Genomic DNA, 25,651 nt, shown 5'->3' with positions numbered 1-25,651 from the left:
GCCTAAACCTCATCAATAGACTGACCAGCGAGCGCTTGACGAATAGATTGATCCATTCGACGTGACGCAAACTCTTGGCTGGCCTTATCAGTTTTCTTAATTCCTGCTTCAATAGTACGAGCGTCGCCACTCTGACGTAATTGAACCAGTTCCATCATTACAGTTTCTAATTCTTCGCGTTCTTGAGCACTTAATAACGTGTTGCCGTCTGTTGCCAGAGCGGCAATCAGTCCTTCAAGGACGCGATCGGCTTCTACCTGTTGTTCCGCTAATGCACGTGCATCCTTGTCATCTTGAGCAAATGTCATTGAATCTCGTAACATGGTAGCAATTTCATCATCCGATAAGCCGTAAGATGGCTTCACTTGAATAGAAGATTGCACACCGCTGCTTTTTTCCATTGCCGTTACCGACAATAAGCCATCAGCATCAACCTGATAAGTCACACGAATATGTGCAGCTCCAGCGGCCATTGGTGGAATACCGCGTAAAGTAAATCGAGCTAATGAACGACAATCGCTCACCATCTCACGCTCACCTTGAACGATATGAACCGACATTGCTGTTTGGCCATCTTTAAAGGTGGTAAATTCTTGAGCGCGAGCAACTGGCAATGTGGTATTACGCGGAATAATTTTTTCGATCATGCCACCCATGGTTTCAATGCCTAACGACAATGGAATCACGTCTAATAGCAGCATATCTGCATCGGGTTTATTACCCACCAGAATATCAGCTTGAATCGCTGCACCAATAGCAACCACTTGATCAGGGTCAATCGAGGTTAATGGTATTTTACCAAAAAAGTTACCCACGAGTTCACGTACTAATGGCACTCGAGTTGAGCCACCAACCATGACGGTTTCAATCACATTGTCAATGGTGATATCAGCATCTTTTAATGCGCGACGACAGGCAAGTAAGGTTTTCTTTACCAATGGCGTAATTAAGTCATCAAATTGTTCACGAGTGATATCACCCTGCCAACCTAAGACATTAATAGTCACGCTGTTAGTATCACTTAACGCTACTTTTGCTTGTTGAGCCGCATCTTGCAGTTCACGACGTTGTTGCGGCGTGAGTGTCTCGGTTAATTGCGCTTGAAGTAAAATCCAATCAGCAAGCAGTTGATCAAAATCATCACCGCCTAATGCTGAATCGCCACCCGTTGCGAGCACTTCAAAAACGCCTTTTGATAAGCGTAAAATTGAAATATCAAATGTGCCACCACCAAGATCATACACCGCAATCACACCTTCTTGACCAGAATCGAGGCCATACGCAATCGCTGCTGCTGTTGGTTCATTAAGTAAGCGCAAAACATTGAGATTAGCTAACTTAGCGGCATCTTTGGTGCCGGCACGCTGCGCATCATCAAAATAAGCAGGAACAGTGATCACCACCCCTTCAAGATCGCCACCTAAACTTTCGACTGCACGCTGACTTAATGATTTTAAAATTTCAGCGGATACCTGAACTGGGTTCATCGTTCCTTGACGAGTCACTAGCTGCGGTAAACCGTTTTCTGATGCCGTAAATTGATAAGGCAATTGTGGATAACGCTGCTCGATATCAGCCAATGAGCGTCCCATCAGACGTTTTACCGATAGGATAGTATTAACTGGATCTCGTTGTGCGTAAGCGCGCGCGGCATCACCCGTAATGACATGCTTTTCAGTATAATGCACCACAGAGGGTAAAATTGAACGCCCTTCAGCATCTTTTAATGTCTCAGCAACGCCGCTACGAACGGCTGCGACTAATGAGTTTGTCGTCCCTAAATCAATACCAACCGCTAATTTTTGTTGATGCGGTGCTGCACTTTGACCGGGTTCAGAAATCTGTAAAAATGCCATTATCGTTCCTGTCTAAATAACGCAAGTGCTGATTAGTCGAATAATGATTCTTCAAGACGTTCGACTTCATCACGCAACTTAACAATAAACTTTAACTTACGTACTGCATCTGCAGCTTCAAACCAATTCTCTTGGCTTAATAAACACGTCAATTTATCCAACTGTGCCTTATACATAGCTGTTGCCTGTTGTTCAAAATCAAACAAAGCGGCTTCAGGATCAGTTGAATCAGAAATAACTTCCAACGCTTCACGTAGCTCCATTTGCTGCATCAAGAAATCCATATCTTGCAACGTCTTTTGCTCACCACGAATATCTTCATCGCGTTCAGCAAGCATATATTCAGCACGGGAGACAGGATTCTTTAGCGTTTGAAAAGCATCGTTAATCTGAGACGCTTTTTGTACCGATAGTAATCGATCACGTTCAGATGCAGTAGCAAAGTTGTCAGGATGGAATCGACGTTGTAATTCGCGGAATTGTGTTGCCAGTAAACCACCGTCAACATCAAATTGAAACGGTAATCCAAATAATTCGAAATGATTCATAATCGCAGCCATATATAAAAAATAAACCTGACAACTCACTCACCATAATGGCGGCCAGCAGCCAGGTTTAATAAAACACTATGAGCAATTACACGTTGAAGCTTTCACCACAACCACATTCGCTTGACACGTTAGGGTTGTTAAATTGAAAACCTTCATTTAGGCCTTCTTTGGCGAAATCAAGCTCAGTACCATCAAGATAAACCATGCTTTTTGCATCAACGATAATTTTTACACCTTGCTCTTCAAAGACCTGATCCCCTTCGTCAAGTTCATCGACGAACTCAAGGATATACGCCATACCCGAACACCCTGAAGTGCGAACACCGAGGCGTAAACCAATGCCTTTGCCTCGGTTAGCTAAAAAAGTCGATACGCGACTAGCTGCCGCTTCAGTGATAGTAATGGCCATACTTCAAACCTCAGAAATTATTTTTGTTCGTGTTTCTTTTTATAATCGCTAACTGCTGCTTTAATTGCATCTTCTGCAAGAATTGAACAGTGAACCTTAACCGGTGGTAGCTCAAGCTCTTCTGCAATTGCAGAGTTCTTGATTGATGCAGCTTCGTCTAACGTCTTACCTTTCACCCATTCAGTGATCAGTGAACTTGATGCGATAGCTGAACCACAACCATAAGTTTTAAACTTTGCATCTTCAATGATGCCATCTTCAGTTACTTTGATCTGAAGTTTCATTACATCACCACAGGCTGGTGCACCCACCATACCGCTACCAATGCTTTTATCGTCGTTGTCAAATGAACCCACGTTACGCGGATTTTCATAATGATCGATGACTTTTTCACTATATGCCATGATAAATTTCCTCGAATAATGTCTAACCGCAGATTAGTGGTGTGCCCACTCAACTGTATTTAAATCAATGCCATCTTTGAACATATCCCAAAGAGGTGACATTGCACGTAGCTTATCTACTGCTTGTTTAATTTGAATAACAGCATAATCAATTTCTTCAGCAGTAGTAAAACGACCAAAAGAGAAACGGATTGAGCTATGTGCTAATTCATCATTAAGGCCTAATGCACGTAATACATATGATGGCTCTAAGCTTGCAGAAGTACATGCAGAACCTGATGATACAGCAAGATCTTTCAATGCCATTAGCAATGACTCGCCTTCAACAAACGCAAAACTAATATTAAGGTTGTTGGGAATACGGTGTTCTACATCACCATTAATTGACATCTCTTCGATGCCTTCAAGGCCTTTTAGTAGACGCTCACGCATCTCAACAGCGTGTTGGTAATCTTGTGCCATCTCAAGTTTAGCGATACGGAAGGCTTCACCCATACCCACAATTTGGTGAGTTGGTAAAGTACCAGAACGGAAACCACGTTCATGGCCGCCACCGTGCATTTGCGCTTCAAGACGAATACGAGGCTTACGACGCACATATAGTGCACCAATACCTTTAGGACCGTAAATTTTGTGCGCTGAGAATGAAATCAGATCAACTTTCGTCGTTTGCACATCAATCGGCAGTTTTCCTGCTGATTGTGCTGCATCAACATGGAAAATAGTTTTGTTTTCACGACAGATTTCGCCAATTGCTGCAATATCTTGAATAACACCAATTTCATTATTCACATGCATAATAGAAACCAGCACAGTATCTTCACGCATTGCGTCGCGTAGTTTTGCCAAATCAATAAGGCCATTTGACTCTGGCTCAAGGTATGTTACCTCATAACCTTCACGCTCTAATTGACGACATGGGTCAAGAACCGCTTTGTGCTCAGTTTTACATGTAATAACGTGCTTGCCTTTCTTGTTATAGAAATGCGCAGCACCTTTAATTGCAAGGTTATCAGATTCTGTAGCACCTGATGTAAATACAATTTCACGTGGATCAGCATTAACTAACTCAGCAATATACTCACGAGCAGCATCAACCGCTTCTTCCGCTTGCCAGCCATAACGGTGTGAACGTGACGCTGGATTACCAAACGTACCATCCATAGTTAAACACTGAACCATTTTATCAGCAACACGAGGATCTACCGGGCAAGTTGCAGAGTAATCAAAATATATTGGCAGTTTCATTTTCTTCTCCGAAAACACGAACGTCTGGTCTCTAGGAGCGGACATCGACACCGATAGGGGCACTGTCGTGTGATTTTTTATTTGCAAATGATGATTGGTTATTACTGCGTAGGATCACATCCTGACGATCAGCAATAACTTGTACATCATTATCCTTCATCAACTCACCAAGAGTGATGTTATTCAAAAATCCGCTGATACGATCACTTAAATCATGCCATAGAGTGTGGGTTAAACAACGCACTCCGCCTTGACATCCGCCTTTCCCTTGGCACTTAGTGGCATCAACTGATTCATCAACCGCAGCGATAACCATACCAACAGCGATATTACTAGCATCTTCACCCAAGCGATAACCACCGCCAGGCCCACGAACACTTGTTACCAAGCCCGCTTTTCGAAGACGCGAAAATAATTGTTCTAGGTAGGACAGTGAGATCCCTTGACGTTCTGAAATATCAGCCAACGGTACTGGTCCATTATGTGAGTGCAATGCGACATCTAACATTGCAGTCACCGCATATCTTCCTTTTGAGGTCAGTTTCATATCATGGCTACCTACGTTTAATGTATAGGATCAGTCTCCCATACCCGACCATTTTAGTCAAGTATTTAACCTACTAAAACAATTGGTCTTTCACTAACTTGCGACCATGATTACTTGGTGTTCTTCTCTAAGGTTTCAATCGTTTTTTCTACTGACGATAAAATACCACGTAAAATGTTCAACTCTTGTTGCTCAGGGCGAGCACGAGTAAACATACGGCGTAATTTTACCATTACCATGCCTGGGTGGTTTTTATTAATAAAACGCGTTTGGCTGGTTACTTTTTCAAGATGCTGGTAAAAACGCTCTAATTCTTCAGCGCGCGGATATTCATCAATAACTTGAGTAGATTGATGTTTAGTCGCATCCAGATATGCCATGCGAACTTCATAAGCTATTGTTTGTACAGCCATTGCTAGGTTTAATGAGCTATATTCAGGGTTAGCAGGAATATAAACATGGCAATGACATTTTTGTAATTCTTCATTGGTCAAGCCGATACGCTCACGACCAAATAAAATAGCTACCGGATGCTGCTCTGATTCAGCGACCACTTTGATGCCATTTTCACGTGGATCTAATTGTGGCCATTCTAAAGTACGAGAACGTGCACTTGAACCAACAACTAAACCGCAATCAGCAACGGCTTCATCTAATGTTTTTACAATCTTAGCGTTCTCAACTACATCTGCAGCACCAGCCGCTAAAGCAATTGTATGACTATCAATTTCGCACGCAGGATCAACAAGAACAAGATTAGTTAATCCCATTACTTTCATTGCACGAGCTGCAGAACCGATATTTCCAGGATGTGACGTGCCGATAAGGACAACGCGAATTTTATCTAACATGATGTCGCTATATTCCAGTCTAATTTAACGCTCGGAGATAGTAGCACAGCCATCATAAAAATGAAGAAAACATGTCTATTTGATGAACGTTATTACCTATTACTTCCATCAATAAATAAAATACTGCCATTTTCATTTTGGTCTGCATCGACTAACGTCGAAAAAATAACCACTTCCTTTTTTTTATAGCTCTGTTATACTCGCCGCCGCTTTTTATGTTCTTTAACATCCGTTGGGAAAATCCTATGCATCCGATGCTTAATATTGCCATTCGCGCTGTGCGAAAGGCTGGTGACCATGTCATTAAATCTCTAGAAAAACCTCAATCTATTGAGGTTGCTAATAAAGGTAATGATGTTGTTACCAATATCGATCTTGAAGCAGAAGCTATCATCATCGAGACAATCCGTAAATCTTACCCTGATCACTGCATCATTGCAGCAGAATCTGGTACGAAAGAAGGACGTGACAAAGAGTGTCAGTGGATTATTGACCCAGTGGATGGCACCAAGAACTTCGTTCGTGGTTACCCTCACTATGCTGTTTCTATCGCTCTACGCATGCGTGGCCGTACAGAAGTTGCAGCCGTTTACGACCCTGCTCGTAACGAACTATTCACAGCTACTCGTGGTTCAGGCGCGCAACTTAATAGCCTACGTCTACGTGCATCACAACCTCGAGATCTAACGGGTACTGTGTTAGCTACAGGTCTTCCTTTTGCCGCGAAACAACACGCTGAAAGCTACCTAAAAATCCAAAATGCTTTATTTGTAGAATGTGATGACATGCGTCAATCAGGTTGTACTGCATTGGATCTTTGTTACCTAGCTGCTGGCCGTGTTGATGGCGTATTCAAACTAGGCCAAAAGCCTTGGGAACTTGCTGCTGGTGAATTAATCGCGCGTGAAGCTGGTGCTATCTGTGCTGACTTTACGGGTAACACTAACTACCTAGTATCTGGCAATATTGTTGCTGGTAACGCACGTGTAGTTAAGCCAATGCTTGCTAAAATCCGTGAATTCGGTAGCGATGCTCTGGCTAAGTAATCTTTGATTACAACCCGCTTATTAAAAACGCTCCGCTGATATCCACCAGCGGGGCGTTTTTGTATCTATTGCTTTTATTTCTATTACTGACTGCTTACATTTAACATCACCCACCTCTGCTTTATTGACTCCTTTTTACTCATGCTTGTAATACTCACACGTTATTACGACTGACTTTTTCCACTAAGTTTGTTTATTAAAGCTTTTTTCACCCATAGCTTTACGCGAAAAATCTATTAAAAATAGACAATAAAATTATATCGTCATGACTGTCAGCTTTATTGGACGCATAAAAAAACGGAGCCCGAAGACTCCGTCTAGATAGATATTTATTACAACATCTATTTATGCGTTACCGTTAAGGCATCGCATCCAGTTCTTCACCTTCTTTATCTATCGGTGTCGGCATTAAATGCTCACGGGTAATACCCAATTTAAGCGCTAACGCAGATGCCACATAAATTGAAGAATAAGTACCAACAGTGATGCCAATTAATAAAGCTAAGGCAAAACCTTGAATCATTGCGCCACCTTTTAAGAACAAGGCAATAACAACAAACAAAGTAGTACTGGACGTAATTAATGTTCGACTTAATGTTTGAGAAAGTGAACAGTTCATAATTTCTTCAGCGGTTTGCTTACGCATCTTACGGAAGTTTTCTCGAATACGGTCAAACACCACGATAGTATCGTTAAGTGAGTAACCCACTACTGTTAGCAATGCTGCCACAATCGTTAAATCGACTTCGATTTGTAGTATCGAAAAAATACCAACCGTAATAATAATATCGTGTGCTAGCGACAATACTGCACCAGCAGCTAAACGCCATTCAAAACGCACAGAGACATAAAGCAGAATACACAGCAATGCGATAAGAATCGCCAAGCCACCCGCTTCAGCTAATTCATCACCCACATTAGGGCCGACAAATTCTACACGGCGCATTTCAACTTGCTGACCAGTACCGGTTTTTAAAGCATCAATGATCTGGTTCCCCAGAATCTCACCTTTAATACCTTCACGTGGTTGTAATCGCACCATCACATCACGCGCAGTACCAAAATTCTGCACAATTGCATCGCCAAAACCTGACTTTGCTAATGAATCACGAATTAATGGTAAATCCGCAGGTTTTTGAAAGCTAACTTCAATTAGCGTACCGCCAGTAAAGTCTAAGCCCCAATTTAAACCTTTGGTTGATATTGTCGCAATAGAAGCAATAATCATCATTAACGAGAAAATAAACGCTAATTTTGACCAACGCATAAAGTCAGTAACTTTATCTGTATTCAATAATTGTTTCATTTATGCGTCCCCCTAAATTGACAACTTATCTACGCGTTTGCCGCCATAGATTAAGTTAACCACAGCACGAGTGCCGATAATTGCCGTAAACATCGAGGTTAAAATACCGATCGATAGTGTCACAGCAAAGCCTTTAATTGCCCCCGTTCCAACAGCAAACAAAATAATCGCTGTCATTAAGGTGGTGATATTGGCATCGGCAATGGTACTAAACGCATTACCGTAACCTTGTTGAATCGCTTGTTGCGGGCTGCGTCCATCACGTAACTCTTCACGAATACGTTCAAAAATAAGCACGTTAGCATCAACCGCCATACCGACAGTTAATACAATACCTGCAATACCAGGCAAGGTCATGGTTGCCCCTGGAATCATCGACATTACGCCAATAATTAACACCAAGTTCATCATCAATGCGAGGTTAGCAATCAAACCAAAACCACGGTAATACAATAAGGTAAATAGCATTACAGCGACCATGCCCCAGATACACGCCTGAATACCCATATCAATATTCTGTTGACCCATAGATGGACCAATGGTGCGCTCTTCAACAATTGAAATCGGTGCAATCAACGCACCTGCACGTAATAACAATGCTAGGTTGTGCGCTTCTGGCTGTGAATCAATGCCTGTAATACGGAAGTTACGTCCAAGTGCCGTTTGAATGGTCGCTTGGTTGATCACTTCTTCGTGCTTTTCAAGAATGACTTTATCTTCAGAAGTACGATTACCGCTGTCTTTGTACTCAGTAAATACGGTCGCCATTAATTTGCCGACATTATTACGTGAGAACGCCGTCATTTTGCTACCGCCTTCGGTATCAAGTGAAATATTCACTTGAGGACGTCCATATTCATCAGCACTTGATGTCGCATCTGTAATATGAGAACCCTCTAGAATAACGCGCTTTTTCAATACCGTAGGACGACCATCACGAGTCATCTTCACTTCACTACCCGCAGGAACTCGTCCTGCCGCGGCAGCCGCAAGATCGGCACTACTATCAACCTCACGGAACTCAAGTGTTGCAGTTGCGCCTAAGATTTCTTTTGCGCGTGCAGTATCTTGAACGCCTGGTAACTCAACCACAATGCGGTTAGCACCTTGACGCTGTACTAATGGTTCAGCTACGCCTAATTCATTAACACGGTTACGTAAAATCGTAATATTTTGATCAACAGCATAATTACGGATTTCTTGAAGACGCGCTTCAGAGAAACTAGCGATTAATACAAAACGTCCTTTCGCTTCACTTTCAGTAAAGATCATATCGGGATGAAGAGGCTCTAATACCGCTTTTGCCTGCTCAAGTTGAGCGGCATCGCGTAAACGTACAGAAACCGTTTCTTTACTTTTATCAATGGCACGATAACGAATTTTATCTTGGCGTAGTTCAGTTCTGAATGTTTCTTCTTGCTGACCTAATAGCTTTTCCATCGCCGCATCCATATCCACTTCCATAAGGAAATGAACACCACCACGTAGGTCTAAGCCAAGCTTCATCGGTGTCGCACCAATAGCTTCTAACCAAGAGGGGGTTGATGGCGCGAGGTTAAGAGCAACAATATAGTTGTCGCCTAACTCACTATTAAGAATATCGCGGGCACTAATTTGAGTATCAGTATCTTGAAAACGGACCAATACAGAGCCTTTTTCAAATACAACTGACTTATAGGGGATATTGTTCTTTTTTAAATCTTCGGTGACAGTATCCAGAGCGTTCATAGTAACTGAGGCGCCACGCGCCCCAGTTATTTGAATCGCTGGATCTTCACCGTATACGTTGGGAAGTGCATAAAGCAAACCTATAATTAGTGCGAACAACACTAATAAGTTCTTCCACAGAGGGTATCGGTTAAGCACTGCTATGATCCTTCAAAGCGAATGTTTTTTTATAGTCTTATAAAGACTTCATTGTGCCTTTTGGCAAAACGGCGGTGATGAAGTCTTTTTTGATAGTAACTTCAGTGTTGTCGTTTAGCGCAATAACAATGTAATCACTTTCAGATGAAGACTTAGTAATGCGACCTAAAAGACCACCGTTTGTCATTACTTCGTCGCCTTTACTCATCGAGCTCATTAGCGTTTTGTGTTCTTTAACACGCTTAGCTTGTGGACGGTAAATCATGAAGTAAAAAATGACAGCAAACAGACCCAGCATAATGAATAACTGGTACGGTGAACCACCTTGAGCAGCACCTTCAGTTGCGGCATGTGCTTGAGAGATAAAAAAGCTCATTTATAACGTCCTCGGTTTATTATGATTTATACAATTTGTAATGGTGGAACTTCACGGTCACGACGCGCGTAGAATTCTTCTACAAATGCATCGAAACGATCTTCTTCAATCGACTTACGAATACTTGCCATCAAACGTTGGTAGTAGCGTAGGTTGTGAATTGTATTTAAGCGCGCACCTAGAATTTCATTACATTTGTCTAGGTGATATAGATACGCTTTTGAGTAATGACGACAAGTGTAACAGTCACACTCAGGATCTAGTGGTGTTGTATCTGTTTTATGTTTCGCATTACGGATCTTGATCACACCGCCAGTCACAAACAAGTGTGCATTTCGTGCATTTCGCGTTGGCATTACACAGTCAAACATGTCGATACCGCGACGTACGCCTTCAACAAGATCTTCAGGCTTGCCTACACCCATAAGGTAACGTGGCTTGTCTTGTGGTAATTTTGGACAAGTATGTTCAAGAATACGGTGCATATCTTCTTTTGGCTCACCAACAGCCAAACCGCCTACAGCATAGCCGTCAAAACCAATATTCGTTAGGCCTTCAACAGAAACATCACGCAAATCTTCATATACGCCACCTTGTACGATACCAAATAGCGCATTTGGATTTTCTAGCTTATCGAAATGGTTACGACTACGTTGAGCCCAACGAAGTGACATTTCCATCGACTTTTTAGCTTCATCGTGGGTTGCTGGGTATGGCGTACACTCGTCGAAAATCATTACGATATCAGAGCCTAAGTCATACTGAATTTCCATCGACTTTTCTGCGTCCATGAAAATTTTGTCACCGTTTACAGGGTTACGGAAATGTACACCCTCTTCAGTGATTTTACGCAGTGCACCAAGACTAAATACTTGGAAACCGCCTGAATCGGTTAAGATTGGACCTTTCCATTGCATAAAGTCATGCAAATCACCGTGCATCTTCATCACTTCTTGTCCAGGACGTAGCCACAAGTGGAACGTATTACCTAGAATGATTTGTGCACCTGTCTCTTCAACTTCTTCAGGTGTCATACCTTTAACAGTACCGTAAGTACCTACAGGCATAAATGCAGGGGTTTCAACCGTACCACGTTCAAACTGCAAGCGACCGCGACGTGCGCGACCTTGCGTTTTATCTAATTCAAATTTCACAAGACCTCCAAAAGCCAGAGAAACAATCTGACAATATTCCCATTATGGGATTAAGCCCCACAGGCTATTGCCTGATCAGCCACAAAAATAATGGTCGTTTATAACGGCCATTGTCGCTCTCAACATTGGTGTTATCGTAAGTAAGCATAACGGCAAAGTGGAGCCCAAAAGTATTTATTATGTTGTAAATTCTATAGAAATAAATTTATATCATATAGCAGAGACAACAAAGGCTGCAATTGTAACAAAAAGCAGCCTAAATACTTAATTTTTAATAAGTGTTAACGTAATCAATATCACACATTTTTACGGGTAATAAACATCGAGTCGCCATAACTAAAGAAACGATATTGATTAGCCACTGCTTGATGATAAGCATTCATGGTGTACTCATAACTAGCAAATGCACTCACAAGCATAATCAATGTTGATTCAGGCAAATGGAAATTAGTAATTAATACATCCACTAGCTGGAACTGATACCCTGGGAAAATAAAGATTTCAGTATCACCAAAGAAAGGTTTTAGCTCTGTGCCATTTTTGATCGCATCTTGTGCAGCACTTTCTAGTGAGCGTACCGATGTTGTACCAACGGCAATAACACGACCACCATTAGCGCGGGTTTCATTAACCGCAGTAACCACTTCTTGTGGCACTTCAACATATTCAGAGTGCATGTGGTGATCGTTAATATCATCAACACGTACTGGTTGGAATGTTCCAGCACCAACATGTAAGGTCACAAAGGCAAAATTAACACCTTTCGTTTTTAGATCAGCCATCAGCTTATCGTCAAAGTGTAAACCCGCAGTAGGCGCTGCAACCGCACCCGGCTTAGCGTTATAAACTGTTTGGTAACGCTCTTTATCTGCATCTTCATCTGGACGATCAATATACGGTGGTAATGGCATATGCCCCACCGCATCTAAAATCTCTAATACAGTTTTATCGCTGTTAAAACGAATTTCAAATAGCGCATCATGACGAGCAACCATTTCAGCAGAAAACTCACCATTTTCACCTAATAACAACTCGTTACCAGGCTTTGGTGGTTTAGATGCGCGCACATGGGCAAGAATGGATTTATCATCCAACATGCGCTCAACTAACACTTCAATTTTACCACCAGACGCTTTATGACCATACATACGCGCAGGAATAACACGGGTATTATTAAACACTAATAAATCCCCAGCCTCGACCAGATCTAACACATCTTTAAAACCTTTATGTGTTAATTCACCAGTGTTGCCTGTCATATGTAGCAAACGACTCGCGGTACGTTCAGGTTGTGGGTAGCGAGCAATTAGCTCATCTGGTAACTCAAAATCAAAATCAGAAACTTGCATCGTAATACGCCTTAAATAACAGCAAGCGAGCATTATACTTAACTCCACCAAAGATGCGAAACTCCGAAGCAATTAAAGCGCAGATTCCATAACGAAATAGCCGCTGTCCTTATTAATTTTCCTTGATTTAGCAATAAAAGAAAAAGTTTAATCATTGGTGACATTTGAAATTTATGACCACTGTCATGGGATAATCTTCCATAATTCGCTACATTCAAAAGAGTAGATTTCGAAATAATATCTTAGCTAGTAGATAACAGACGGGAGGTTTCTATGTTTACTGTTGCCGATATGATGACACTAAAACCGCACACATTATCACGTAATGACACCCTATTTGATGCCAAAGAGATGATGCAAACCCAGTCTATTCGCCATATACCGATTACTGATCATAATCACCATTTACTGGGACTCATTTCGCAACGTGATGTTCTTGCCGCTCAAGACTCTAATTTAAAATCTATTATCACTAGTCATTCACACTCACCATTAGAAGCTTTACTTGAACATTGCATGAACCGTAATATTTTTAGTGTTGATAGCCACGCAGGACTTAAAGAAGCCGCACTGTATATGCAAAAACATCAAATTGGCTGCTTACCTGTGCTTGAGAATAAACAACTGGTGGGGATTATTACCAACAGTGATTTTGTTGCGATTGCGGTAACATTATTAGAAATGCAAGACGAAGTGGATCCTGTTGAACAGGAACAAGACAACCTTGAGGATGACGATCTACTGAATCAATTGTAATACTCAATAGCAATAAAAAAAGGGAGCGTCACGCTCCCCTCGATAGTTTAATGCCGATATAAATAGTGCTTATTTAAACTGTTCTTCTTCAGTTGACCCCGTCAATGCCGTCACTGACGAATTACCACCTTGAATGGTATTAGTCATAGTATCAAAGTAGCCCGTACCCACTTCTTGTTGATGGGCAACAAAGGTATAGCCTTTATTCGCTGCTTCAAACTCCGGACGTTGTACTTTTTCAACATAATGACGCATACCTTCGCCTTGCGCGTAAGCATGTGCTAATTCAAACATGTTGAACCACATATTATGAATACCCGCGAGCGTAATAAACTGGTACTTATAACCCATGTTCGCTAATTCTTGTTGGAATTTAGCAATGGTTTCAGCATCAAGGTTCTTTTCCCAATTAAACGACGGTGAACAATTGTAGGCTAATAACTGATCAGGATATTGCTCATGAATGGCTTCGGCAAATTTACGCGCTTCTTCTAAACATGGCTTAGCAGTTTCACACCAAATTAAATCCGCATAAGGTGCATACGCAAGACCACGTGAAATAGCCTGATCAATCCCCGCACGAACACGATAAAAGCCTTCGGCAGAGCGATCACCGATAATAAAATCTTTATCGTATGAATCACAATCTGACGTCAACAGATCCGCCGCATTAGCATCAGTACGAGCAATAACCAAGGTTGTCGTTCCAGCAACGTCAGCCGCTAAACGTGCCGCCACTAATTTTTGTACCGCTTCTTGAGTGGGAACTAACACCTTGCCGCCCATATGACCACATTTTTTCACTGACGCTAATTGGTCTTCAAAGTGAACCCCAGCAGCCCCCGCTTCGATCATGTTACGCATTAATTCATAAGCATTTAGCACGCCGCCAAATCCAGCCTCTGCATCGGCAACAATCGGCAAGAAATAATCAACACCATCAGCAGGTGAACCACCGTTAGACCATTGAATTTGATCCGCCCGTCGAAAAGAATTATTGATCCGCTTCACCACCGCAGGCACAGAATCTACTGGATATAGTGACTGATCAGGGTACATTGCTGATGCGGTATTATTATCAGCGGCCACTTGCCAACCTGATAAATAAATCGCCTCAATACCGGCTTTTGCCTGTTGTACTGCTTGCCCACCCGTTAAAGCACCTAAACAATTAACATAGCCTTTTTTAGCACTACCATTAACCAATTCCCATAATTTATCAGCACCACGTTGAGCAATAGTATGCTCAGGAATAAATGAACCACGAAGATTAACGACTTCTTCTGCGGTGTAAGTACGCTTAACGTGTTTCCAGCGTGGATTTTCAGCCCAATCTTGTTCTAGGGCAGCAATTTGTTGTTGGCGAGTTAATGTCATAATAATATCCCTCTAGTCAATTGGCGGTAATCCGTTATTACACTAAGTAGTCATAACCTTTTAAGGTTAAAAAGTTGTCTAACTCATCACTGGTTGCTAAGTGCGACATTAAATAAGTGGCTTCATCAAAACGCCCCGCTTCAATGCGCTCTTGGCCTAACTCTTGCTGTAAGACTTGCATTTCTTCAGTCAACATTTGCGCAAATAAGGCTTTAGTCACCACTTGACCATTGGATAAAGTTTTTCCATGTTTTATCCATTGCCAAATTGAGGCACGTGCAATTTCTGCCGTTGCCGCATCTTCCATCAAGCCATAAATAGGCACACAACCATTACCTGAGATCCACGCTTCAATGTATTGCACAGCCACGCGAATATTATGCCGCATCCCCGCTTCGGTTCGTTCGCCATCACAAGGGGCTAATAATTCAGCCGCAGTAATTGGCGCGTCCTCTTCACGGCTGACATTTAATTGATTGATACGCTGATCGAGCACTTCATCAAAAATAGCGCGCGCAGTATCCGCAAGCCCTGGATGAGCAACCCAAGTACCATCGTGGCCATTATTCGCTTCCAGCGCTTTATCCGTTTGAATTTTATTTAATACCCATGCTTGTTGCTTGGGATCTTTCGCTGGAATAAAGGCAGCCATCCCCCCCATCGCTAATGCACCACGACGATGACAAGTACGGACTAATAACCGTGAATATGCGTTAAGAAATGGTTTTTCCATGGTCACCACTTGGCGATCAGGCAAAATACGCTCAGGGAAATTACGTAAGGTTTTTATATAACTAAAGATATAATCCCAACGGCCACAATTAAGACCAACGATATGCTCTTTAAGATTAAATAATATCTCATCCATCTCAAACGCAGCGGGTAAGGTTTCAATCAATACCGTTGCTTTAATGGTGCCGCGTGTTAAACCAAATTCATCTTCAGTGAAACTAAACACATCACTCCACCACGCCGCTTCCCTAAAACTTTGCAGTTTAGGTAAATAGAAATAAGGGCTACTGCCTTTGGCTAATAATGCTTGGTGGTTCAAATAAAAATACAATGCAAAATCAAGTAATGCACCGGGGATTGGCAGTCCATTCCAGAGTATATTTTTTTCTAATAAATGCAGACCACGGACGCGACAAATCAATACCGCCGGATCATCATTAAGTTGATACTGCTTGCCCGTTTGAGGATGGGTATAACTGATAGTGCCATTAACTGCATCACGCAAATTTTGATGCCCATCAAGAATCGCATTCCATGATGGCGAAAAAGAATCTTCAAAATCTGCCATAAATACTTTTACGTTAGCATTTAATGCATTGATAACCATTTTACGATCAACGGGGCCGGTAATTTCGACACGACGATCTTGTAAATCATGGGGAATATTTTGTATTTTCCACTCTGATTCTCTAATAGCGTGAGTCTCAGGTAAAAAATCGGGGAGTTGACCACGATCAATCGCTAATTGCTGCAATTCACGGGCCTCTAACAATAACGGTACTCGCTCAGCAAATCGTTCAACTAACCGTGCAATAAAGGATAATGCATCTGCAGTTAAAATCTGTTGTTGCTGTTCCGTCAGAGGTTGCTGCAGTAATAACTGAGAATGAGCATTGGCTTGAATGGCTGTGTCTGTCATATTGCACCTCCAGCATGTAACTTAATCACTACTTTTATCAATAACAAAAGCAATGACTCCCTGTTGAATTATTCTAAGCACTTATTTACGTTGCCGTAACCTGCGTCGGAATGCAAATAACACCGATTTTACCCAGCCTAAAGAAAAAAACAAAAACAAAGATATTCAATAAGTTATAAATAAAGCATGCCTGTGTAATATACTTAATTCATAAAAATCTTAGCAATTAACTCGGAATTTAGCTTTTTGCGTAAACAATGCTTTTTTGTAGCTAGTTACGTAATTTAATTACAAAGCATGGCGCAATAGCAATTATTTAAAAAAGTGTTTTAAACAAATAACTAAATATAGATTAAATATAACCGTATGATTAATATAATTATTAGTTTTAATAAAAGCCAAAAATAAAATAAGCGGAGGTCATAATAACTAAAATAAACATTTACTTAGTTTGTAGAGAGAAATAAATTTAACCAACAAAACAGTAAGTTATAGATAACTCACTCGATAATATAATATTTTAATTATTATTAGAAAGTTGCTATTTTCAACTAAAAACAGCCCCAAATAGCTATAGTAGAATGCAACCCCAATAAAAAAGCCTGAACAACGATAATAACGCCACAAATAATAGTGCGCGTCATTCATCATTACTTCAGGCATTTATGTCATTATCATAATAAAGAAGGCTTACAATAAATTTTTAACGATATCGCCTAACTTATCAAACGTTGCTATACGGCTTGATGTTGGTCGCCATACTAAGCCAATTTCACGGTAAGCATCTTGACCGGGCGGTTCAATAACCACTAAATTTTGATTTTCTAAAATTCCATGATTTATTGCCATTTGTGGAATAAACGTCGTTCCCAAGCCATTGGCAACCATTTGTACCACAGTATGTAAACTCGTTGCCGTAAAGGGATTAATTTTCTCTTTCGCCGTCAATTGACATGCAGATACGGCATGTTCAGTTAAGCAATGTTCTTTTTCTAATAAGAACACGGATTTATCGGGTAAATCAGCATAATGCAATGGCATCGTCACAGAATCCGCTTGGTGCTTACTGATCACCATTTTAAATGCATCTCGGCCAACCACTTTACTCGACATTCCCTGAATATCGACCGGTAATGCTAAAATTAACACATCCATTTCACCATGGTGCAGCGCTTCTAATAAATTAGTGGTGGTATCTTCTCGTAATAATAAATTCAATTTAGGGTATAACGCATTCACCTGTTGCACTAAGCCACACAGCAAAAATGGGGCAATAGTAGGAATACAGCCAACCCGTAATGGGCCTTCCATACCATCACCACAACAACGAGAGAGCTCAACCAAGTCGCGACTGCACGCCAATAATTCACGTGCTCTATCAACCACCTGCTCACCCATAGACGTAAAAACCAAGGTTTTCGCTTTGGTATCACGCTCAACAAGGTGACAGTCGAGTAACTCTTCAAGATTTTGAATACCAGAACTTAATGTCGACTGGCTCACAAAACACCGTTTAGCTGCTTCGCCAAAATGATATGTTTCCGATAGAGTAACTAAATAATGTAGCTGTTTAAGTGATGGAAATTTATTCATCGTATTTTTCGATTACTTTAATCTGTTTATTCCGCTTTTTTCAATTTAACAGTTTAGCTATAGTTTGTCTCGTCCAAGTATGGAGCCCGCCTAAAAAGGTTGGCAACCCCCAATATTTAAGGAGCACCAAAATGGTACTAGTAGGTCGTCAAGCACCAGATTTTACTGCTGCAGCGGTTCTAGGTAACGGCGAAATCGTTGATACTTTCAACTTTGCAGAATTTACTAAAGGTAAAAAAGCAGTAGTTTTCTTTTACCCACTAGACTTTACTTTCGTATGCCCATCAGAGCTTATTGCTTTTGATAAACGCTTTGAAGATTTCCAAGCGAAAGGCGTAGAAGTTATTGGTGTTTCAATTGATTCACAGTTCTCACACAACGCATGGCGTAACACTGCTATTGAAGATGGCGGTATCGGTCAAGTTAAATACCCGCTAGTTGCTGATATTAAGCACGAAATCTGTAAAGCTTACGATGTTGAGCATCCAGAAGCTGGTGTTGCTTTCCGTGGTTCTTTCCTTATCGATGAAGACGGCATGGTTCGTCACCAAGTAATTAACGATCTACCACTAGGTCGTAACATCGATGAAATGCTACGTATGGTTGATGCATTGAACTTCCACCAGAAGCATGGCGAAGTATGTCCAGCTCAGTGGGAAGAAGGTAAAGCAGGTATGGACGCATCACCAAAAGGTGTAGCGGACTACCTATCTGAGCACACTGCAGATCTAGGTAAGTAATTACCTGCTAAAACACCACGCTCACGGTGTTATAAATCGCATTAGTGCTACATAGAGCCAAAGTCAGCTCAAATAAAAATAGAATGAGGCCCGGAATATACCGGGCCCTTTTTTATCTCGCGTTTACCACGTTATTTCATTTTCAACCAACCGCACATTATCAATCACCGCTATTCGCCCCCTCTGCAATAATCTTCTACACTGAATACCCTCTTAAATACCATACTGTTAATAATCAATGACTATTCAACTTGAAGTTTGTATCGATAATCTTGAATCGCTTCATAATGCGCAACAAGCAGGCGCAACCCGTATCGAACTGTGCTCATCGTTAGCATTGGGTGGACTCACACCTAGCGCTGGGTTTATGTCTGCCGCAGCTAAATATGCCACCATTCCTGTTTATGCGATGATTCGCCCGCGCCAAGGTGATTTTTTATTCAGCTGTGAAGATGTTGAAGTCATGCTGGCAGATATTTTTGCGGCTAAACAAGCAGGATTACAAGGTGTGGTTGTCGGTGTATTAACCGCACAGGGCTTAGTGGATAACACTATTCTTACGAGTCTCGTTAAACAAGCTCAGGGAATGGGGATCACCTTTCATCGCGCCATCGATCAATGTGTTGAGCCAATGGCTGCACTTGATACGATTATGGCGGCTGGCTGTGAACGCATTCTCACTTCAGGTTTACAAGCCAATGCTTATGACGGTATTGGTATGATTAACCAAATGCATCAATACTGCGGTAATCGCTTAAAAATTATGGCAGGTGCGGGCGTCAATAGTCATAACGTCCGTGACATCATTGCTCGAACAGGCATCAACGAGATCCACCTTTCGGGTAAAACCACCCGCCCAAGTCATATGATTACAGTAGCGAAACAAGCACATATGGGTAGCGCAGACATTGACGATTTCGCGATTCCAATCACAAGTGTCGAAAATATAGCGGCAGTGGTGGCTCAACTTAAGCTGTGATAATCATTACCACCACCAACAAAAACGGGACGTATCATCTTAATTTAAGATCATCACGTCCCTTTTATTTTTACGATATCGCTTAATTTTAGTGTCGCTACAACATCAGCAATGTTCGTTGCTAAAGCATATTTTTAATATCTTCAGGATTTGTGTGGCGAATATCTTTGCCTTGTACAAAATAGATAATATATTCACAAATATTTTGGCAGCGATCCCCTACCCGTTCAATCGAACGCGCAGCCCACATTACCTTCATCACATTTGGTATTGAATTAGGATCTTCCATCATATAAGTCATTAATTGCCGTATGATCGCTTCATATTCACGATCAATACGATCATCTTCTTGATACACTTCAATCGCCGCTTTTACATCCATTCGTGCAAATGCATCTAAGGTTTCATGCAACATTCGCACCGCGTGCTGACCTAACGATTCCAGTGAAACTAATAAGTTATATTGCTTATTGGTGAAATTTTCTAACGCCACTTTAGCAATACTTTCAGCAACATCACCAATCCGCTCTAAATCAGTAATGGTTTTAATAATCGCAATCACTAATCGTAAATCACTGGCTGTCGGCTGACGTTTAGCAATGATACGGGTGCAAGCTTCATCAATAGCCACTTCCATCGCATTGACTTTATGATCGTCTCTAATCACCCGTTTGGCTAATTCCTCATTTTGTTTATGTAATGCTTTTAAACTATCTGCTAACTGCTGTTCAACCAAGCCGCCCATGGCTAACACATGGGTCCGAATGCTTTCTAATTCATGGTTAAACTGACCAGAAATATGACGGCCAAGGCTAATTGTATTTAACATGCTGTCGGTCCTTAACCATAACGCCCGGTAATGTAATCCTCAGTGCGTTTTTCTTTGGGAGTGGTAAATATATCATTGGTACTGGTATATTCCACTAGCTCACCCATATGCATAAAAGCAGTTTGATCGGAAACTCGCGCCGCTTGCTGCATATTATGAGTGACGATGATAACGGTATATTTTGCTTTAAGCTCATTAATCAACTCTTCAATGGTCAAGGTTGATATCGGATCCAAGGCTGATGTCGGCTCATCTAATAATAAAATTTCAGGTTCGATGGCTATTGCTCTAGCAATGACTAATCGTTGTTGCTGACCGCCTGACAAACCAAATGCATTCTCATGCAACCGCCCTTTTACTTCATCCCACAATGCCGCTGAGCGCAATGAGCTTTCAACCGCATCATCAAGCACGCGGCGATCGTTGATCCCTTGCAATCGCAGTCCGTAAACAACATTTTCATAAATAGATTTAGGAAAAGGATTGGGGCGTTGAAATACCATTCCGACTTGACGCCGCAGCGCTGCAACATCAACATTTTTATCATACACATTCTGACCATGAAGCATGACTTTACCGTCAATATGACAGCCATCAATCAAATCATTCATGCGATTAATACAGCTAAGTAATGTCGATTTACCACAACCTGAAGGTCCGATAAATGCTGTCACCTGACCTTTAGCAATTCGCATATTTATATCAAACAATGCTTGCGTTTGACCATAGTGCAGATTCAAACCTTCAATGGATAAGGCCGTTTTATCTTCGGCTAATAGCGATAAATCTAATGGCTCAAATAACCCCAGTGGCGGGTGGTCAGTAAAGAGCGAACGATCGTTATACATAGTTGTTCTCATCTTATTGATACTTAGGGTTATTGCTCTAAAGCGCGGAATTTTTCCCGAAGGTGATTACGAATCGCAATAGCCGTTAAGTTTAAACTGATAATAACGGTGACTAATAGAAACGAGGTTGCGTACACTAATGGGCGCGCAGCTTCAACATTAGGGCTTTGAAAAGCAACATCATACACATGATAACCTAAGTGCATGAATTTTCTATCTAAGTGAACATATGGAAAATGTATATCTAGCGGCAATGTCGGTGCCATTTTCACCACCCCCACCAGCATTAATGGTGCAACTTCTCCTGCCGCCCGAGCAACAGCAAGAATCAATCCAGTCATGATTGCAGGGCTCGCCATTGGCAATACAATGCGCCATAAGGTTTCAGCCTGTGTTGCCCCTAGCGCCAATGAGCCATTACGTACCGAGCTTGGAATACGGGCTAACCCTTCTTCAGTTGACACAATCACTACTGGTAAGGTCATGATAGCAAGTGTTAATGCTGACCATAAAATACCCGGCGTGCCAAAAGTCGGGGTCGGCAATTGCGCAGAGAAGAACACATCATCAATAGTGCCACCAACCATATACACAAAGAAACCTAATCCAAACACACCATACACAATTGAGGGTACGCCCGCGAGATTGATCACCGCAATGCGAATTAAATTAGTAAACCGATTATTACTGGCATATTCATGTAAATATACTGCCGCAAGCACGCCTAATGGTGTCACCATGATACTCATTAATAACACCATAAACACCGTACCAAAAATGGCAGGGAAAACACCACCTTCAGTATTGGCCTCTCGTGGTGCTTCGGCTAAAAACTTATAAACGTGATGGCCCCAATGCTGTACTTTTTCAAGCCATGACAAATTATTGGGTTGCCACATATCCAGCACTTGCATCATCGGAATAGTGACATTAGCGCCACTTTGATCACGTAACACTAACGCGTCATGATCTAATTGCCCCTGTAATGCAAATAATCGATTCTCAATATTTTTGTAAATCGTATTGTAATTGGCTTGCTCACGATCAATTCGCTGCCCATCCGCTACCGTGAGTTTACCGCGTAATTCTAAGCGGCGTTTTTCAATGCGTAACCGCTCTAAATTCCAGTTAATATTGGCAATTTCATTGTTTTGTAATGAGCGTAATTCCGAACGGACTTTATTGGCTTGTGCTAACGCTACCGAAAGTTGAGATAACGGTTGAGGTTCACCGCCTTCAATCACACTGACGGGATAACCATAAAACTTACCATTACTTTCACGATCAACCACCGCAATATTATTGGCGATTTGTTGATGAATGATTTGAGTGCTTAATACAGTTAAGAAATCAAGTGCACCCTGACCGCGATTCCCGGTTTTAATTAAATACCGTGGCACACTGTCTTCAGTAAATTGACTAACGTCGACCCCAGCATCAGCAAGTTGATCTACCGGCACCATAGTACGTTGATAAAGTTCACCAATAACGACTTGTGGTTTACCATTGAGATTAACATCAAACTGATACACAGGGGCCGGCCAAAAATAGCTCAAGCCTTTATAGCCAATCAATAACAATAAACCAAGTACAGCAACCAAGCTCAAGCTGACGGCACCCGCGGTTAACCAAATCCATGGTGAACCAGATTTAAACCATTTAATCATTGCTGTATCACTTATTATAACGAACTGTATTTTGCACGTAGTCGTTGACGAACAACTTCAGCAATCGTATTAAAGACAAAGGTAAATACAAACAGCACAAAGGCGGCAAGGAATAACACTCGATAATGCGAGCTACCCACTTCTGATTCGGGCATTTCAATAGCGATGGTCGCAGCTAAAGTACGTAACCCTTGCAGTAAGTTCCAATCCATAACAGGGGTGTTGCCCGTCGCCATTAATACAATCATGGTTTCACCAACTGCACGTCCAAGTCCCATCATGATCGCAGAAAAAATACCGGGGCTGGCAGTGAGTAACACCACTTTGGTTAAGGTCTGCCATTGGGTTGCCCCTAAAGCTAGTGAGCCTTTAGTTAAATGCGCAGGCACCGAGAAAATAGCATCTTCAGCAATAGTAAAAATCGTCGGAATGACGGCAAATCCCATTGCAATACCGACAATAAGCGCATTACGCTGATCATAACCGATACCTAAATGGTTATTTAAATAGCCTTGTAAATCACCATTAAAAAACTGCGTTTCAATCCACGGACTTAAACCAAAACAACCATAAGTTACCGCCACAATAACCGGAATTAACAAAGCGATATGGAAACCATTAGGAATACGTGAGCGCCATTGCCCAGGCAGCATTGACCAACTCCAACCAACCACAATAATGGCTAACGGTAACAACACAATTCCAAGCGCTATGCCTGCTAAATATTGCTCAACAATAGGCGCTAACCATATTCCCGCTAGAAATCCCAAAATAACGGTAGGTAAGGCTTCCATCAATTCAACTGTCGGTTTAATCACTCTTCTAACTTTATTTGACATAAAGTAAGCGGTATAAATCGCGCCAGCTAATGCTAATGGAATCGCAAAAAACATCGAATAAACCGCCGCTTTCAGCGTACCAAACACTATAGGCACTAAGCTTAATTTCGGCTCAAATTCATCACTAGCAGAAGTGGATTGCCATGCATAATCAGGCTCAGCATAGCCCTCATACCATACTTTTTGTAATAACGATGATAACCCAATATCAGGATGTGCATTTTTAACTTGGTAACTCTGCCATTGCCCATTATCGAGTGTTACTAATAAATTCGCTTTGGGAGAAATGGCAATATCTGTTGGAACCTTCGTGAAGACTTTATCTTTGTATATGACTTTGCGTTCAGCAGTGTAATAAGCCGATGTCGTGCCATCTTTCTGAATCGCAAAAAAGCCTTTACGGTAATATTCCGGCACTATTTTAACTAATGGACTGGCAGAGAAATGAAAAGTTCTAACACTGATTAACTGACGCTGCCCTTGCTTCACCACTTCAAACCATTGCGAAATCGTATTATCAGAATTGGTGATCAATAATGAATTTGCGCCAGACAACAGGGTAATCGATACTGGCTTACTGTTACCTGTAGCAATATTTTCAATTTTACGCAGAAAAGCCGTGTTAGTGGTTAACTTATATAAATATAAATTTGACCCACTCAGCACATACAATGTTTTACCATCTGGGGTTAATTGAAAATCATCAATTTTAGCGGGAGTATTAGTGATCTCAAACCGCTGCTGTTGCCATCCATTTGCCCGCTGCACCACATTTTCAGGCAGCAATAAACTCAATCCATAAAGGTGGTTGGTCGCCGTTTTTCCGACTACGATAGTACGATCATCACGCCCAGAAATGGCTAATTGAGTAATGGCCTCTCCTGCGGGAGCTAGCGCTAATGGCGTTTGACCAAAAGGATATTCAATGCTGGGTTGTAAGTGCTTATTCGCCGCAGCAAACGTAAGCGAAAATTCAGGTTTAACAATCTTAACCTGCCCTTGTGCCGTACCATAAGCCACCATACCGTCACGAGGCAAACTTAGACCGTATGCAGTTGGATTATTGATAATAGTCTGCTGTTTTAGCACCTGCGCTTGTTGCGTTGATGACTGAAGATCAACAAAAATAACCTTGCCATCGCGACTAAAGCGATAAGCAATGTTATTACTATCATCCACCCCTAACAACGCTGTTTTGCTGGTTACTGGTAATGATAAGTGCTGTTTAGGATTAACAGCAACAGATGAGAAAATAGGCACAATCACATACAACAAATAAAAGAAAATCAGCATCAAGGTGATCAGCACAAAAATACCACCCGCTGTAACGCCAACGCGAGTTAATTTATCTTTACCTCGACGAAAACGATTTTCTTTCCTTAGTAATGTGCTGGCGTTTGCCATTATGA

General features: G+C 41.6%; 23 protein-coding genes. 4 read left to right on the top strand and 19 right to left on the bottom strand.

The genetic code is table 11. The features are described from left to right. Positions 1-2: 2 nt before the first annotated feature. From hscA to trmJ, 7 genes are all read right to left on the bottom strand, one after another. Positions 3-1,856 (bottom strand): Fe-S protein assembly chaperone HscA, encoded by a 1,854-nt coding sequence (gene hscA, locus Q0V26_RS08090; protein WP_297480406.1) that lies wholly within the window; start codon positions 1,854-1,856, stop codon positions 3-5. Positions 1,857-1,888: 32 nt separating this feature from the next. Next, positions 1,889-2,404 carry a co-chaperone HscB gene (hscB, locus tag Q0V26_RS08085; protein ID WP_297480403.1) on the bottom strand — a complete coding sequence of 172 codons (516 nt, stop codon included), beginning with the start codon at positions 2,402-2,404 and terminating at the stop codon, positions 1,889-1,891. Between the two features lie 88 nt (positions 2,405-2,492). Beyond that, positions 2,493-2,816: an iron-sulfur cluster assembly protein IscA gene (gene iscA / locus Q0V26_RS08080; RefSeq protein ID WP_080158916.1), complete on the bottom strand. Its 324-nt coding sequence runs from the start codon at positions 2,814-2,816 to the stop codon at positions 2,493-2,495. Between the two features lie 17 nt (positions 2,817-2,833). Next, entirely contained in the window at positions 2,834-3,220 is a 387-nt protein-coding gene (iscU, locus tag Q0V26_RS08075; RefSeq protein ID WP_045030777.1) for a Fe-S cluster assembly scaffold IscU, read from the bottom strand. 33 nt (positions 3,221-3,253) lie between these two features. Next, the gene (locus Q0V26_RS08070) at positions 3,254-4,468 is read right to left on the bottom strand and encodes an IscS subfamily cysteine desulfurase (protein ID WP_297480389.1); all 1,215 of its coding nucleotides are present in this window, start codon (positions 4,466-4,468) and stop codon (positions 3,254-3,256) included. A 31-nt stretch (positions 4,469-4,499) separates the two neighbouring features. Beyond that, positions 4,500-5,015: a Fe-S cluster assembly transcriptional regulator IscR gene (gene iscR, locus Q0V26_RS08065; protein ID WP_297480386.1), complete on the bottom strand. Its 516-nt coding sequence runs from the start codon at positions 5,013-5,015 to the stop codon at positions 4,500-4,502. Between the two features lie 110 nt (positions 5,016-5,125). Next, positions 5,126-5,866: a tRNA (cytosine(32)/uridine(32)-2'-O)-methyltransferase TrmJ gene (trmJ, locus tag Q0V26_RS08060; protein ID WP_297480384.1), complete on the bottom strand. Its 741-nt coding sequence runs from the start codon at positions 5,864-5,866 to the stop codon at positions 5,126-5,128. 245 nt (positions 5,867-6,111) lie between these two features. On the opposite strand from trmJ, the gene suhB reads away from it, so the two are divergent. After that, a complete protein-coding gene (suhB, locus tag Q0V26_RS08055) occupies positions 6,112-6,912 on the top strand; it encodes an inositol-1-monophosphatase (RefSeq protein ID WP_297480381.1) in 801 nt (266 codons plus the stop codon). Between the two features lie 358 nt (positions 6,913-7,270). Here the strand turns inward: suhB and secF are convergent, their stop codons facing one another. The 5 genes from secF to queA form a co-directional block, all read right to left on the bottom strand. Beyond that, entirely contained in the window at positions 7,271-8,218 is a 948-nt protein-coding gene (gene secF, locus Q0V26_RS08050; RefSeq protein WP_297480378.1) for a protein translocase subunit SecF, read from the bottom strand. A 12-nt stretch (positions 8,219-8,230) separates the two neighbouring features. After that, entirely contained in the window at positions 8,231-10,084 is a 1,854-nt protein-coding gene (secD, locus tag Q0V26_RS08045) for a protein translocase subunit SecD (RefSeq protein WP_297480375.1), read from the bottom strand. A 37-nt stretch (positions 10,085-10,121) separates the two neighbouring features. Further along, on the bottom strand, positions 10,122-10,460 hold the full coding sequence (gene yajC / locus Q0V26_RS08040; RefSeq protein ID WP_080158922.1) for a preprotein translocase subunit YajC: 339 nt from the start codon (positions 10,458-10,460) through the stop codon (positions 10,122-10,124). Positions 10,461-10,486: 26 nt separating this feature from the next. Continuing rightward, positions 10,487-11,614 carry a tRNA guanosine(34) transglycosylase Tgt gene (gene tgt, locus Q0V26_RS08035; RefSeq protein WP_080158923.1) on the bottom strand — a complete coding sequence of 376 codons (1,128 nt, stop codon included), beginning with the start codon at positions 11,612-11,614 and terminating at the stop codon, positions 10,487-10,489. A 296-nt stretch (positions 11,615-11,910) separates the two neighbouring features. Beyond that, positions 11,911-12,963 carry a tRNA preQ1(34) S-adenosylmethionine ribosyltransferase-isomerase QueA gene (queA, locus tag Q0V26_RS08030; protein ID WP_297480371.1) on the bottom strand — a complete coding sequence of 351 codons (1,053 nt, stop codon included), beginning with the start codon at positions 12,961-12,963 and terminating at the stop codon, positions 11,911-11,913. A gap of 273 nt (positions 12,964-13,236) precedes the next feature. Between queA and Q0V26_RS08025 the strand changes: the two genes are divergently transcribed. Beyond that, the gene (locus Q0V26_RS08025; protein WP_080158925.1) at positions 13,237-13,719 is read left to right on the top strand and encodes a CBS domain-containing protein; all 483 of its coding nucleotides are present in this window, start codon (positions 13,237-13,239) and stop codon (positions 13,717-13,719) included. 69 nt (positions 13,720-13,788) lie between these two features. Here the strand turns inward: Q0V26_RS08025 and aceA are convergent, their stop codons facing one another. The 3 genes from aceA to Q0V26_RS08010 form a co-directional block, all read right to left on the bottom strand. After that, a complete protein-coding gene (gene aceA, locus Q0V26_RS08020) occupies positions 13,789-15,096 on the bottom strand; it encodes an isocitrate lyase (RefSeq protein ID WP_080158926.1) in 1,308 nt (435 codons plus the stop codon). A gap of 37 nt (positions 15,097-15,133) precedes the next feature. Beyond that, complete coding sequence (gene aceB / locus Q0V26_RS08015) at positions 15,134-16,747, bottom strand: malate synthase A (protein ID WP_297480367.1); 1,614 nt, start codon at positions 16,745-16,747, stop codon at positions 15,134-15,136. Between the two features lie 690 nt (positions 16,748-17,437). Beyond that, positions 17,438-18,340, bottom strand: a complete 903-nt coding sequence (locus Q0V26_RS08010) for a hydrogen peroxide-inducible genes activator (RefSeq protein WP_297480365.1) — start codon at positions 18,338-18,340, stop codon at positions 17,438-17,440. 131 nt (positions 18,341-18,471) lie between these two features. Here Q0V26_RS08010 and Q0V26_RS08005 point away from each other — a divergent pair, with 131 nt between their 5' ends. Both Q0V26_RS08005 and Q0V26_RS08000 read left to right on the top strand, forming a co-directional pair. After that, entirely contained in the window at positions 18,472-19,080 is a 609-nt protein-coding gene (locus Q0V26_RS08005) for a peroxiredoxin C (protein WP_080175768.1), read from the top strand. Positions 19,081-19,318: 238 nt separating this feature from the next. Further along, entirely contained in the window at positions 19,319-20,059 is a 741-nt protein-coding gene (locus Q0V26_RS08000; protein WP_297480361.1) for a copper homeostasis protein CutC, read from the top strand. Between the two features lie 121 nt (positions 20,060-20,180). On the opposite strand, the gene phoU is transcribed toward Q0V26_RS08000, so the two are convergent. Genes phoU through Q0V26_RS07980 form a run of 4 tightly spaced genes read right to left on the bottom strand, consistent with a single transcriptional unit; the run spans position 20,181 to position 25,646 of the window. Further along, complete coding sequence (gene phoU, locus Q0V26_RS07995; protein WP_297480357.1) at positions 20,181-20,888, bottom strand: phosphate signaling complex protein PhoU; 708 nt, start codon at positions 20,886-20,888, stop codon at positions 20,181-20,183. Positions 20,889-20,899: 11 nt separating this feature from the next. After that, positions 20,900-21,736 carry a phosphate ABC transporter ATP-binding protein PstB gene (gene pstB / locus Q0V26_RS07990; protein ID WP_080158931.1) on the bottom strand — a complete coding sequence of 279 codons (837 nt, stop codon included), beginning with the start codon at positions 21,734-21,736 and terminating at the stop codon, positions 20,900-20,902. A 29-nt stretch (positions 21,737-21,765) separates the two neighbouring features. Continuing rightward, a complete protein-coding gene (gene pstA / locus Q0V26_RS07985; protein ID WP_297480354.1) occupies positions 21,766-23,403 on the bottom strand; it encodes a phosphate ABC transporter permease PstA in 1,638 nt (545 codons plus the stop codon). 14 nt (positions 23,404-23,417) lie between these two features. Continuing rightward, on the bottom strand, positions 23,418-25,646 hold the full coding sequence (locus Q0V26_RS07980; RefSeq protein WP_297480351.1) for an ABC transporter permease subunit: 2,229 nt from the start codon (positions 25,644-25,646) through the stop codon (positions 23,418-23,420). Positions 25,647-25,651 lie beyond the last annotated feature (5 nt).

It is taken from the genome of uncultured Photobacterium sp., assembly GCF_947039875.1.
GTDB lineage: Bacteria > Pseudomonadota > Gammaproteobacteria > Enterobacterales > Vibrionaceae > Photobacterium.
The sequence above is the reverse complement of the archived record's forward strand: the minus strand, read 5'-3'. Positions and strand labels throughout refer to the sequence as shown.

Coding starts and splice junctions, on each gene's coding strand:
- Q0V26_RS07980 (WP_297480351.1), bottom strand. CDS start 25,646: ATGGCAAACGCCAGCACATTACTAAGGAAAGAAAATCGTTTTCGTCGA.
- phoU (WP_297480357.1), bottom strand. CDS start 20,888: ATGTTAAATACAATTAGCCTTGGCCGTCATATTTCTGGTCAGTTTAAC.
- Q0V26_RS08000 (WP_297480361.1), top strand. CDS start 19,319: ATGACTATTCAACTTGAAGTTTGTATCGATAATCTTGAATCGCTTCAT.
- hscA (WP_297480406.1), bottom strand. CDS start 1,856: ATGGCATTTTTACAGATTTCTGAACCCGGTCAAAGTGCAGCACCGCAT.
- Q0V26_RS08010 (WP_297480365.1), bottom strand. CDS start 18,340: ATGAATAAATTTCCATCACTTAAACAGCTACATTATTTAGTTACTCTA.
- yajC (WP_080158922.1), bottom strand. CDS start 10,460: ATGAGCTTTTTTATCTCTCAAGCACATGCCGCAACTGAAGGTGCTGCT.
- pstB (WP_080158931.1), bottom strand. CDS start 21,736: ATGTATAACGATCGTTCGCTCTTTACTGACCACCCGCCACTGGGGTTA.
- Q0V26_RS08005 (WP_080175768.1), top strand. CDS start 18,472: ATGGTACTAGTAGGTCGTCAAGCACCAGATTTTACTGCTGCAGCGGTT.
- queA (WP_297480371.1), bottom strand. CDS start 12,963: ATGCAAGTTTCTGATTTTGATTTTGAGTTACCAGATGAGCTAATTGCT.
- iscA (WP_080158916.1), bottom strand. CDS start 2,816: ATGGCCATTACTATCACTGAAGCGGCAGCTAGTCGCGTATCGACTTTT.
- iscU (WP_045030777.1), bottom strand. CDS start 3,220: ATGGCATATAGTGAAAAAGTCATCGATCATTATGAAAATCCGCGTAAC.
- pstA (WP_297480354.1), bottom strand. CDS start 23,403: ATGATTAAATGGTTTAAATCTGGTTCACCATGGATTTGGTTAACCGCG.
- aceB (WP_297480367.1), bottom strand. CDS start 16,747: ATGACAGACACAGCCATTCAAGCCAATGCTCATTCTCAGTTATTACTG.
- Q0V26_RS08025 (WP_080158925.1), top strand. CDS start 13,237: ATGTTTACTGTTGCCGATATGATGACACTAAAACCGCACACATTATCA.
- hscB (WP_297480403.1), bottom strand. CDS start 2,404: ATGAATCATTTCGAATTATTTGGATTACCGTTTCAATTTGATGTTGAC.
- Q0V26_RS08070 (WP_297480389.1), bottom strand. CDS start 4,468: ATGAAACTGCCAATATATTTTGATTACTCTGCAACTTGCCCGGTAGAT.
- suhB (WP_297480381.1), top strand. CDS start 6,112: ATGCATCCGATGCTTAATATTGCCATTCGCGCTGTGCGAAAGGCTGGT.
- aceA (WP_080158926.1), bottom strand. CDS start 15,096: ATGACATTAACTCGCCAACAACAAATTGCTGCCCTAGAACAAGATTGG.
- trmJ (WP_297480384.1), bottom strand. CDS start 5,866: ATGTTAGATAAAATTCGCGTTGTCCTTATCGGCACGTCACATCCTGGA.
- secF (WP_297480378.1), bottom strand. CDS start 8,218: ATGAAACAATTATTGAATACAGATAAAGTTACTGACTTTATGCGTTGG.
- iscR (WP_297480386.1), bottom strand. CDS start 5,015: ATGAAACTGACCTCAAAAGGAAGATATGCGGTGACTGCAATGTTAGAT.